The organism is Kitasatospora sp. NPDC058965 (genome assembly GCF_042741245.1).
GTDB lineage: Bacteria > Actinomycetota > Actinomycetes > Streptomycetales > Streptomycetaceae > Kitasatospora.
The window spans coordinates 1-11,100 of record NZ_JBHYKG010000286.1; the positions used below are offsets into that span (position 1 = coordinate 1).

The following is an 11,100-nucleotide window of genomic DNA, read 5'->3' on the forward strand; positions in this document are numbered from 1 at the left end:
CTGCTTCCCCGCCGCCCGCTCCCACCCCGCTGAGAGGAACGATGACCGCGACAAGCCCCGAACGGCACCCGACGGCCGACACCATCATTGTGGGCGGCGGCCCGGCCGGGCTGTCGGCCGCGCTCTGCCTGGCCCGCTACAACCGGCAGGTGCTGGTCTTCGACGGCGGCCGCGGCCGCTCGACGCACCATCAGGTGAACCGCAACTACATCGGCTTCCCGGGCGGCATCGCCACCGTGGACCTGCGCAAGCGGGCGGTCGAGCAACTCGCCGACTACCCGGGTGCCCGGCTGAGTCACCACCAGGTGATCGGCGCCGAGGGGGACGCGGAGCGCGGCTTCACCGTGCGCTCCCAGTCGCACGCCTTCACCGCCCGCACGCTGATCCTGGCCACCGGGGTGCTGGACCACTTCCCGCACTTCCCCGGCTGGGAGCGGTACGTGGGGGAGTCGATGTTCTGGTGCATCGCCTGCGACGGCTACGAGAACCGCGGGCGGCGGATCCTGGTGGTCGGGCACACCGACGCGGCGGCCGCGGAGGCGATGCAAATGCACAGCCTCAGCGACCGGGTCCAGCTGCTGACGAACAGCCACCGCAACGAGATCAGCGAGGTGCTCTGCCGCCGGCTGCGGGCGGCCGGCATCCCGGTGCTGCACGACCAGATCCGCGGGGTCGAGGGCGACCAGGGGCGGCTGCGCGCGGTGATCACCCGCGGCGGCGAGCGGCTGGAGACGGACTCGCTGTTCAGCATCCAGGGCGCCACCCCGGAGACCCGGCTCGCGGAGCAGCTCGGGGTGGAGCTGGCGCCGACCGGCTACATCCGGGTCGACACCGAGCAGCAGACCTCGGTCCCGGCGGTGTACGCGGCCGGGGACGTCACCTCGCTCCACTCGCACCAGGTCAGCGCCGCGGTGCACGAGGGCTCGCAGGCCGCCTCGGCAGCGAACTACTTCCTGTACCCGCCGGAGCTCAAGTCGGCCTGAGCCGGCCCCGACGACCGACGACCGATGGCGGACGACCACTGATGACAGACGACGACTGATGGCAGACGACACGCGTGCGCCGCGCGGAGCGGCGACGGTACCGGACGAGGACCTCGGTCCGGACATCCCCGACGAGGAGGAGGAGCAGCCGGAGCAGGCGGCGCCCGACCCGCCCGGCGGCGGCCGGGAGCAGCGGGTCACCTGGGCGGAGCTCTTCTTCGACCTGGTCTGGGTCTTCGCGATCACCGCGCTGGCCCACGCCCTGGCCACGTCCTCGGGCCCGACGGGCATGCTGCGCACGGTGGTGCTCACCATCCCGCTCTGGTGGGGCTGGAACAGCGTGACGCTGCTGGGCAACGCCTCGGGCGAGCGGTTGGACGGCCCGCGCGGGCGGCTGCTGCTCTTCCTGACCGGGGCGGTCGGCCTGGGGATGGCGGTGGCGGTGCCGCACGCCTACGGGAGCTCCGGGCTGCTCTTCGCCGGCTGCTTCATCCTGCTGCGGCTGCTGCTGTGGACCGAGATGCACCGGCTGCACTTCTACGGCGAACTGCGGATGGAGCCGTTCGCGCTCGGCCTGGTGATCGCCGGGCCGCTGTTCCTGGCCGGTGCGCTGCTGCCCGGCGACTGGCGGTCGGTGCTCTGGGCGGCCGGTGCGCTGCTGGAGGTGGCCGGGCCGGCCCTGCTCGGGCACCGGCTGGACCACATCCGGCTGGAGCCGGCCCACTTGCCGGAACGTTTCGGCCTGATCGTCATCATGGCGCTCGGCGAGACCGTGGTGACCCTGGGCACCCAGGCCGCGGCCGTGCCGCTGAACTGGATCCGGCTGGCGGCGCTGGCGATCGGCTTCGTGCTGGTGATCGGCCTGTGGTGGACCTACTTCCACTTCGGGGCGCCGGCCGTGCGGCACGGGCTGGAGACCAGCGCGGTGCAGGCCAGGATCCTGCGCGACGTGTTCCACTACGCGCACTTCTGCTACCTGCTCGCGGTGATCTGCATCGCGGTCTCGCTGCGGGCGCTGATCCAGTCGCCGCTGGAGTCCGGGCACGAGCTCTCCGCCTGCCTGGTGGCGCCGGGGGCGGGGCTCTACTTCCTGGGCTTCTGCTACTCCCGCTGGCGGATGTACGGCAGTGCGGCGCTGAGCCGGTTCACGGCCGCGCTGGCCTGCCTCGCGGTGATGCCGCTGTCCCCGCTGCTGCCGGCGATCGCGGTCACCGCTCTGGTGGCCGCCCTGGTGATCGCGCTCAACGTGTTCGAGTACTGGGTCATCTCCACCGGCCGGCAGGTGATCTTCATGCACGTGCCGAAGGCGTGGCGGCGCGGTGCCGGACGGACGACCTGAAGTAGTCCCGGGGACGACCTCGGACTCTCGCACCGCCCCTGGCGTGCGCATTGAATCGCCGTCAGCCCAGCGATGAGCATGAAGGGGACCCGGGACCGGCGCACGCCACGGCGGCCGCGCGCCGGCCCGGAACCGAGGAGGCACCCACCCATGTCCCGGCAGAGTTTCGCCGACTTCCTCACGGCGGTCGCGGTCGACCCCGTGCTGCTGGAGCGCTACGACCGCTTCAGCCTGGCCCAGTTGACGTTCCACGCGAAGAACGCGGGCTACCAGTTCGACCAGGCCGACATCGAGGCCGTGGTCGGCGCGCTGGAGATCACCACGATCCTGGAGAAGGACCGCCAGGAGGTGGACGGCAACGCCGTGATCTGGCGCGAGATGTGGGGCGTGCGGCACCTGGCCTACCTGGCCACCCGGGTGCGCACCCGGTTCACCGACGAGGAGTTCGCCGCGCTGGTGGCCGGGCTCGAGGGGGCGGCGGCATGAGCGAGCAGAACGTGATCGAGTTCCTCACCCTGCTGGCGGACCGCCAGGAGCTGCTGGAGAAGCTGCGGGTGCTCGGCAAGTCCGAGGTGCTCGCGGCCGCGGCCGAGCTCGGACTGCCCTTCACCGACGAGGACTTCGACCCGCTGGTCTGGGGCCTGGAGATCAAGCTCGCCGAGCACCGGGGCGAGGTGTTCGACAACACCTTCCCGCTCTGGGCGACCATGTGGGGCCGTCACTACCTGGACTACCTGGTCGAGGACGTGGTCCCGAGCCTGCGCCAGACCGGCCTGCTGGCCTGAGCCGCACCCCGGACCCGTCCGGCGCCGCCGCAGTGCGCGCCGGACCAGGAGGAGGAGACATCCCGTGGCGAGTGAAGAGACTTACGACTACATCGTGGTGGGCGCCGGCTCGGCCGGCTGCGTGATCGCGCGCCGGCTGCTGGACCAGCTGGACTGCCGGGTGCTGCTGCTGGAGGCCGGCGGCGGCGACGGGTCACCGGCGGTGCACGCCACCGACCTCGGCTCGATGTTCTCGCTCTGGGGTCCGGGGGAGAGCAACTGGCCCTACCGCACCGTCGAGCAGCCGGGCCTGGCGGGCCGTCGGATCGACCTGATCCAGGGGCGGATGCTGGGCGGCGGCAGCTCGGTCAACGCCATGATGTACGTGCGCGGCAACCGCCACGACTTCGACCACTGGGCCGAGCTGGGCAACCGCGGCTGGTCCTACGCCGAGGTGCTGGAGTACTTCCGCCGGGCCGAGAGCTACGCCGGCAAGCCCTCCGAGTACCGCGGCACCGACGGGCCGCTGTCGGTGGTCGACTACGACGGTCCCAGCGAGGTCTCCCGGGCCTTCGTCGCGGCGGTGGCCGAACTCGGCCACGGGGCGGAGGAGGACTACAACGGCGCCCGGCAGGACGCCGGCGCGTTCTACTACCAGTCCACCCGGACCACCGACGACCGGCGCTCCTCGACCGCCGTCGGCTACCTCGACCCGGTGCGCGACAACCCGCGGCTGACCGTGGCGACCGGCGCCCTGGTGAGCCGGGTGCTGATCTCCGGCGGGCAGGCCACCGGCGTGGAGTACCGGCAGGACGGGCAGCTGCGGACCGCGCGGGCCGACGCCGAGGTGGTCCTCACCGCCGGCGCGCTGGCCTCGCCCAAGCTGCTGATGCTGTCCGGTGTCGGCCCGCAGGAGGAGCTGACCCGGCAGGCCGTCCCGCTGGTGCAGGAGCTGTCCGGGGTCGGCCGCAACCTGCAGGACCACCTGCTCTTCGGGGTCGGCTACGAGAGCCTGCAGCCCCTGCCGTTCCCCCAGCTGCTGTCCGAGGCGGGCCTGTTCACCAGGGCGCGGGAGCGCGAGGGGATCCCGGGCGGCGCGCCCGACCTGCAGTTCTTCTTCGGTCCGGTGCAGTTCGTCGCCGACCGGTACAAGACCGAGGCCCCGGGCTTCACCTTCGCGCCGATCCTCGCGCAGCCGCGCAGCCGCGGTTCGGTCCACCTGCGCTCCGCGGACGCGGCCGACCTGCCGATCGTCGACCCGCGCTACCTGACCGCCGAGGCGGACCTGGGCGTGCTGGTCCGGGGTCTGGCGCTGTCCCGCGAGATCGTCGCCTCCCGGGCCTTCGACGCCTTCCGCGGTCGCGAGCTCGCGCCCGGTCCCGAGGTCGTCGCGCCGGCCGAACTCGCCCGCTACGTCCGGGAGAACGCCTCCACCGTGTGGCACCCGGTGGGCACCTGCAAGATGGGCCAGGGCCCGGACGCCGTGGTCGACCCGCAGCTGCGGGTGCACGGCGTGGAGCGGCTGCGGGTCGCGGACGCCTCGATCATGCCGACCATCACCACCGGCAACACCAACGCCGCGACGATCATGATCGCCGAGAAGGCCGCCGATCTGATCGCCTCTGCCGCGCGCTGACGTTCCACGCGCCGGCCAGACTGAGAAAGGTCGCTCAACAGATGACTGACACCTTCGACTTCATCGTGGTCGGCAGCGGTGCTGCCGGCCTGGTGGTGGCCACCCGGCTGACCGAGAACCCCAACGCCCGGGTGCTGCTGCTGGAGGCCGGTGACGACTCCCACCCGGACGTCCTGATCGACCCGGAGCGCTGGGCCGAGACCAACCTGTCCCGCTACGACTGGGCCTACCTGAGCGAGCCGCAGGCGGGCCAGGGCGGCGACCAGGTCTACTCCCCGGCCGGCCTGGGCCTGGGCGGGTCGTCGAACATCTACCACAGCATCCACCAGCGCGGTCGGGCGGCGGACTACAACGCCTGGGCCTACAACGGCGCGACCGGCTGGTCCTACGCCGACGTGCTGCCCTACCTGCAGAAGATCGAGAACCAGCAGGACGGCACCAACCCGACCGCCGGCCTCGGCGGCCCGATCAACGTGATCGACTCCGGCGTCGAGGGCAACGCGGTCTCCCAGACCTTCCTGGACGCCTGTGCCGAGCTCGGCTACGACGTGGTCAAGGACCACAACGCGGCCGAGGCCGGGGCGGGTTACCACCACATGGACGTCACCGCCGACGGGCGGCGCAACGGCGTGTGGCAGGGCTACTACCTGCCCGCCAAGGACCGCCCCAACCTGACCGTGCGCACCGGGTCGTACGCCACCCGGCTGCTGATCGAGGGCAAGCGCTGCGTCGGCGTGGAGTACCTGCGCGACGGCCGGTCGGAGACCGCGCGGGCCGACCGCGAGGTGATCGTCTCGGCCGGCGCCCACGAGTCGCCCAAGCTGCTGATGCTCTCCGGCATCGGCGAGCCGGGCCAGCTCTCCTCGTTCGGCATCGAGGTGGTCGAGGCGCTGCCGGGCGTCGGCGAGAACTACCAGAACCAGCCGCTGGTGATCGGCCCGACCGGCTACCTGGACCGCCCCGGCCCGGACACCGGCACCGCCAACGAGCCCGCGCTGTTCCTCCCCTCCGACCCGGGCCAGCCGGTCTCCGACCTGGAGATCTGGCTGCTGCCCCGGGCGCCCTGGGGCGAGCAGCTGATCGCCCGGCTGGCCGAGTGGAAGGTGACCGGCGACAACTCCGGCATCACCGAGCAGAACGACGTCGACCCGCGCCTGGTCATCACGCTGACCGGCCTGGTCCACCCGCTCTCCCGCGGCTGGGTGCGGCTGGCCGGCACCGACCCGACGCTGCGGCCGCGGTTCAGCCCCAACTTCTACGGCGAGCCGAACGACCTCGACCGGATCACCACCGGCGTCGAGGTGGCCCGGGAGATCTACCGGACCGAGGCCTTCGCCAAGGAGTGGGGCCTGACCGAGCTGGCCCCGGGCCCGGACGTGACCACCCGCGCCGAGCTGCGGACCTGGAGCAGCCTGAACACCGGTTCGTTCCACCACTACGGCGGCACCTGCAAGATGGGCGTCGACAGCCTCGCCGTGGTGGATCCCCGGCTGAAGGTGCGCGGCATCGAGGGCCTGCGGGTCGCGGACGCCTCGGTGATGCCCTCGATGGTCGCCGGCCACTCGCACACCAGCGTGGTGATGATCGGCGAGCGGGCGGCCGACTTCATCAAGCAGGACTACCAGCTCTGACCCGCCCCTAGGAGAGATGATGATCCATCAGTTCATTCTGGCCGCGCCGAAGCCGGGGATGACCACCCAGGAGTTCCAGGACTACTGGGTGAACGTGCACGCGGTGAAGTTCGCCTCGAAGATCCCGCAGATCCGCAAGTACCTGATCGACAGCCGGATCCCGTTCGACGGGGACCTGGGCACTCCGGCGCTGCCGCACCAGGGCATCGCCGAGATCTGGCTGGCCAACGGCGAGGAGCAGCTCGCCTCGCTGCAGACCGACGAGTTCCTCCAGGGCGCCCGGCTGGACGAGCCGACCTGGGCCGCCTTCTGGCAGACCCTGGTGGTCGACACCACCGCGCACGAGATCGTGCCCGGCCCGGAGGACGGCCCGGCGGGCCGGGTCAAGCTGACCGTGCTGCTCAAGCGCGCCCCCGGTCTGGACCTGGCCGAGTACCGCAGCCGCACCCTGGGCGAGTACGCCCAGGTGGTGGCCGGGGCCCCGGGCCTGCGGCGGGCGCTGCACGCGCACACCGTGGACGGCGCCTACGTGTTCGGCGAGGCCGGCTTCGACAGCGTCGAGCAGTTCTGGTTCGACGACGAGGCGGCGCTGACCGCCGCCCTGGCCTCGCCGTGGTTCGCCGAGCTGAAGGCGGCCCAGCAGGGCCTGGTGGACCCGAAGTACGTCTTCTCGCTGGCCTCCACCGAGACCTGGATCATCGGTCCGACCCCGCGCTGACACCTCCGGAAAGGAGCCTTTCGCCATGGCGAAGAAGCGAATCCTCATCGTGCTGTCCGAGTACGGCTACTGGGGCGAGGAACTGGTCGGGCCGCTGGAGACCTTCGACAAGGCCGGCTACGAGGTCAGTTTCGCGACGCCGACCGGCAAGCGGCCGGTCGCGCTGCCGCCGAGCTACGACCCCGAGTACATCGACCCGCCGCTCGGCAAGTCGGTGACCAGCGGTGAGATGGCCGACAAGGTCAAGGAGCTGGAGGCCTCGGACCGGCTGGACAACCCGATCAACATCGCCGGCTGGCTGCCGGACCGCCCGTACCGGGCCCGGCCCGACTTCCTGCGGGCGTTCGAGACCTACCACACCCGCCGCGACCACGTGAAGGAGCAGATCGCCGAGCGCTACGACGCGCTGCTGATCGTCGGCGGCTCCGGCCCGATCGTGGACCTGGGCAACAACTGGCGGGTGCACGACCTGGTCCTGGCCTTCCGCGACCTCGGCCTGGTGGTGGCCGCGGAGTGCTACGGCGTGGCCTGCCTGGCCTTCGCCCGGGAGATGGACGACCGGGTCAGCATCATCCGGAACAAGCACGTCACGGGTCACTGCATCGAGTACGACTACAAGGACAGCACCGGTTTCATGGGGACCGACTTCGTGATCGGTCCGCCGCCGTACCCGCTCGAGTACATCCTGCGCGACGCGACGGCCCCGAACGGCGCCTACCACGGCAACTTCGGCCACGAGACCTCGGTGATCGTGGACTTCCCGTTCATCACCGGCCGGTCCACCCCCGACTCCTACCTGACCGGCCAGAAGGTCGTCGAGGTGCTGGAGCACGGGCTGCGCCAGTGGGGCTTCACCGCCAGCTGAACCCCGGCGCCCGCAGACCGGGCGGGCGGTCGCACCGGCGCGCACCGCGCGACCGCCCGCCCGTTCCCGTACCGCGATCCGTCCCGGATCCGCCGCCCGGATCCGACGTGCAGAGAAGAGGCTGAGATGGCCAACAGCAGGCCCGCGCGGGTCGCGATGCTCGAACAGTTCAAGGCCGACGGCGTGCGCTACATGTTCGGCAACCCCGGCACCGTCGAGCAGGGGTTCCTGGACGAGCTGCGGGGCTTCCCGGAGCTGGAGTACATCCTGTCGCTGCAGGAGGCCGTGGTGGTCGGCATCGCCGACGGCTACGCCCGGGCCACCCGCCGGCCCACCCTGCTGCAGCTGCACTCCGGGGTGGGCCTGGGCAACGGCATCGGCATGCTCTACCAGGCGATGCGCGGGCACGCCCCGCTGGTCGTGGTGGTCGGCGAGTCCGGTCTGGCCTACGACAGCATGGACGCCCAGATGGCCGCCGACCTGGTCGGCATGGCCAAGCCGGTGACCAAGTGGGCCACCCGGGTGGTGGACCCGCAGTCCACCCTGCGGGTGCTGCGGCGGGCCTTCAAGGTCGCCAACACCCCGCCGTACGGACCGGTCATGGTGGTGCTGCCGGCCGACGTGATGGACGCCGAGACCACCGAGGACGCCGTCCCCACCTCCTACCTGACCACCACGTCGATCCCGGACGCCGGCTCGGTCGACCAGGCCGCCGCGCTGCTGGCCGGCGCCCGGCACCCGCTGGTCCTGGCCGGCGACGGCGTCCACTTCTCCGGCGCCCAGGCCGAGTTGGCCGAGTTCGCCGAGGCCTGGGGCGCCACGGTCTGGGGCGCGGACTGGTCCGAGGTCAACCTGCCGTTCGAACACCCCCTGTTCGGCGGCCAGTTGGGCCACATGTTCGGCGAGGCCAGCGCCAAGGTGATCAACCCGGCGGACGGGGTGCTGATCGTCGGCACCTACACGCTCAACGAGGTCTACCCGCTGCTGGACGGCGTCTTCTCGCCCGGCACCAAGGTGGTCCACCTCGACCTGGACCACGGCGCGATCGCCAAGAACTTCCCGGTGGACCTGGGCCTGCTCGCCGACCCGAAGAGCACGCTGCCCCGGCTCACCGAGGCGCTGCGCCGCCGGCAGACCGGCGAGCAGAAGGCCGACGCGCTGGCCCGGCTGACCGCGGCGCAGCAGCAGAAGAAGATCGCGGCCATCGAGGCGAACGCCCACGACATCGCCGGGGTGGGCCAGGACCCGCTCTCCGCCGAGCTGTTCGGCTGGGAGCTGGCCAAGCACCTGCCGCCGGACGCGGTGCTCTTCGACGAGGCGCTGACCAGCTCGCCCGGCCTGTTCAAGCACCTGCCGCCGAACGTGCCCGGCCAGTGGCACCAGACCCGCGGCGGTTCGCTGGGCGTCGGCATCCCCGGCGCGATCGGCGCCAAGCTGGCCCACCCCGAGCGCACCGTGTTCGGCTTCACCGGCGACGGCGGCAGCATGTACACCGTGCAGGGCCTGTGGACCGCGGCCCGCTACGACATCGCGGCCAAGTTCGTGATCTGCAACAACGGCCGCTACCGGCTGCTCGACCTGAACATCGAGGAGTACTGGAAGACCGTCTCGGTCGAGCACCACGACTTCCCGGACCCGTTCGACCTGAGCAGGCCGGAGATCGACTTCGTCCGACTGGCCGAGTCGCTCGGCGTGCGGGCCACCCGGGTGGAGAAGCCCGAGCAGGTGGCCCCGGCCATCGCCGAGGCGCTGGCCCACCCCGGCCCGTTCCTGATCGACCTGGTGATCGGCCGCTCCTCCTGAACCGGAGCGAGCCCTAGCGAAGGAGAGTGCCTGGTGGCGCTGAACGGTCAGAAGGTCGCGGTGCTGATGGAGAGCGACTTCTACGAGCCGGAGATCCTGTACTACCAGCGCCGGTTCGCCGAGGAGGGGGCCGAGGTCCACTTCATGACCCGGCTGTGGGGCAACGAGCGGCTGGTCTTCCGGGGCCACGAGCACCGGATGCCCTTCGAGGTGAGCCAGTCCTTCGAGGAGCTGGACGAGTACGGCCTGAAGGAGTACGCGGCGCTGATCGTGCCGTCCGGGATCGTCGCCGACCGGCTGCGCTACACCGAGTCGGTGGACCAGCTGCCGCCGGCCTCCCAACTGCTGCGCCGGGCCTTCGCCGACCCCGCGATCGTCAAGGGGATCATCTGCCACGGCATGTGGCTGGCCGCGCCGGTCCCCGCGGTGATCCGCGGCCGGCGCGCCGTGGTGCACAACAACCTGCTGGGCGACCTGGCCAACATGGGCGGGGTCTACGTGGACCAGGACGTGGTGGTGGACGAGGACCTGGTCACCGCCCGGACCGGCAACCACTGCCACCTGTTCGCCCGGCAGATCATCGAAGAGCTTGCCAAGCGGGGCAGCCGGCGTCACGCCGGGCTGTCCTGACGGGTCGACAGGGGGAGACGACTGATGACGGACACGGTTTCGCACGCCGGCGCGGCGCTGGGCGAACCGGTGGCCGAGGCACTGGTGGGCCGGATCCCCGTGCTCGACCTCAGCCCGGTGGTGGAGGACGGGCGGTGCCCGGCCAAGGCGGTGCTGGGGGAGACGTTCCTGATCAGCGCCACGGTCTTCCGGGAGGGCCACGGCAAGCTCGGCGCCAACGTGGTGCTGCGCGATGCCGAGGGGCGGCCGGGACCGTGGACGCCGATGCGCGAACTCGCCCCCGGCACCGACCGCTGGGGCGCCGAGGTCACCGCGACCACGCTGGGCCGGTGGAGCTACACGGTGGAGGCCTGGAGCGACCCGGTGACCAGCTGGCTGGACCGCGCCTCGGTCAAGCTGCCGGCCGGGCAGGACATCGAACTCACCCTGGAGGAGGGCGCGCTGCTGCTGGAGCGGGTCGCCGCCGGGGTGCCGCGGGGGAGCGGGCGCACCGTGGTGCTGACCGCGGTGGACACGCTGAGAGACCGCACCCGAGCCCCGCTGACCCGGCTGGCGGGGGCGATGCTGCCGGGCGTGCTGACCGTGCTGGCCCGCTACCCGCTGCGCGAGCTGGTCACCTCCTCGCGGACCTACGGACTGCAGGTGGAGCGGCGGCGGGCGCTGTACGGGTCGTGGTACGAGTTCTTCCCGCGGTCGGAGGGCGCGAGCCTGGAACCTGCGCGTTCGGGGAC

General features: G+C 71.7%; 11 protein-coding genes. All 11 read left to right on the forward strand.

The features are described 5' to 3' along the window. The first annotated feature begins 41 nt into the window (after positions 1 to 41). A complete protein-coding gene (locus ACFW1A_RS32365; RefSeq protein ID WP_380415220.1) occupies positions 42 to 983 on the forward strand; it encodes an NAD(P)/FAD-dependent oxidoreductase in 942 nt (313 codons plus the stop codon). Between the two features lie 58 nt (positions 984 to 1,041). Further along, positions 1,042 to 2,322 (forward strand): low temperature requirement protein A, encoded by a 1,281-nt coding sequence (locus ACFW1A_RS32370; protein WP_380415223.1) that lies wholly within the window; start codon positions 1,042 to 1,044, stop codon positions 2,320 to 2,322. 150 nt (positions 2,323 to 2,472) lie between these two features. After that, the gene (locus tag ACFW1A_RS32375; protein WP_380415225.1) at positions 2,473 to 2,808 is read left to right on the forward strand and encodes a Nif11 family protein; all 336 of its coding nucleotides are present in this window, start codon (positions 2,473 to 2,475) and stop codon (positions 2,806 to 2,808) included. Next, on the forward strand, positions 2,805 to 3,107 hold the full coding sequence (locus ACFW1A_RS32380; protein ID WP_380415229.1) for a Nif11-like leader peptide family natural product precursor: 303 nt from the start codon (positions 2,805 to 2,807) through the stop codon (positions 3,105 to 3,107). Before ACFW1A_RS32375 ends, ACFW1A_RS32380 begins: the two co-directional genes overlap by 4 nt. 64 nt (positions 3,108 to 3,171) lie before the next feature. Further along, positions 3,172 to 4,722 (forward strand): GMC family oxidoreductase, encoded by a 1,551-nt coding sequence (locus ACFW1A_RS32385; RefSeq protein WP_380415232.1) that lies wholly within the window; start codon positions 3,172 to 3,174, stop codon positions 4,720 to 4,722. A 41-nt stretch (positions 4,723 to 4,763) separates the two neighbouring features. Continuing rightward, positions 4,764 to 6,353, forward strand: a complete 1,590-nt coding sequence (locus ACFW1A_RS32390; RefSeq protein ID WP_380415237.1) for a GMC family oxidoreductase — start codon at positions 4,764 to 4,766, stop codon at positions 6,351 to 6,353. Between the two features lie 19 nt (positions 6,354 to 6,372). Further along, a complete protein-coding gene (locus tag ACFW1A_RS32395) occupies positions 6,373 to 7,071 on the forward strand; it encodes an EthD domain-containing protein (protein WP_380415239.1) in 699 nt (232 codons plus the stop codon). 25 nt (positions 7,072 to 7,096) lie between these two features. Continuing rightward, complete coding sequence (locus tag ACFW1A_RS32400; protein ID WP_380415241.1) at positions 7,097 to 7,936, forward strand: type 1 glutamine amidotransferase domain-containing protein; 840 nt, start codon at positions 7,097 to 7,099, stop codon at positions 7,934 to 7,936. A gap of 126 nt (positions 7,937 to 8,062) precedes the next feature. Continuing rightward, positions 8,063 to 9,739, forward strand: a complete 1,677-nt coding sequence (locus ACFW1A_RS32405) for a thiamine pyrophosphate-binding protein (protein ID WP_380415243.1) — start codon at positions 8,063 to 8,065, stop codon at positions 9,737 to 9,739. A 33-nt stretch (positions 9,740 to 9,772) separates the two neighbouring features. Beyond that, complete coding sequence (locus ACFW1A_RS32410; RefSeq protein WP_380415245.1) at positions 9,773 to 10,369, forward strand: DJ-1/PfpI family protein; 597 nt, start codon at positions 9,773 to 9,775, stop codon at positions 10,367 to 10,369. Between the two features lie 81 nt (positions 10,370 to 10,450). Continuing rightward, on the forward strand, positions 10,451 to 11,100 hold a 650-nt coding region (locus ACFW1A_RS32415), incomplete at its 3' end, for a maltotransferase domain-containing protein (protein WP_380415249.1).

Coding starts and splice junctions, on each gene's coding strand:
- ACFW1A_RS32375 (WP_380415225.1), top strand. CDS start 2,473: ATGTCCCGGCAGAGTTTCGCCGACTTCCTCACGGCGGTCGCGGTCGAC.
- ACFW1A_RS32390 (WP_380415237.1), top strand. CDS start 4,764: ATGACTGACACCTTCGACTTCATCGTGGTCGGCAGCGGTGCTGCCGGC.
- ACFW1A_RS32370 (WP_380415223.1), top strand. CDS start 1,042: ATGGCAGACGACACGCGTGCGCCGCGCGGAGCGGCGACGGTACCGGAC.
- ACFW1A_RS32405 (WP_380415243.1), top strand. CDS start 8,063: ATGGCCAACAGCAGGCCCGCGCGGGTCGCGATGCTCGAACAGTTCAAG.
- ACFW1A_RS32400 (WP_380415241.1), top strand. CDS start 7,097: ATGGCGAAGAAGCGAATCCTCATCGTGCTGTCCGAGTACGGCTACTGG.
- ACFW1A_RS32365 (WP_380415220.1), top strand. CDS start 42: ATGACCGCGACAAGCCCCGAACGGCACCCGACGGCCGACACCATCATT.
- ACFW1A_RS32380 (WP_380415229.1), top strand. CDS start 2,805: ATGAGCGAGCAGAACGTGATCGAGTTCCTCACCCTGCTGGCGGACCGC.
- ACFW1A_RS32395 (WP_380415239.1), top strand. CDS start 6,373: ATGATCCATCAGTTCATTCTGGCCGCGCCGAAGCCGGGGATGACCACC.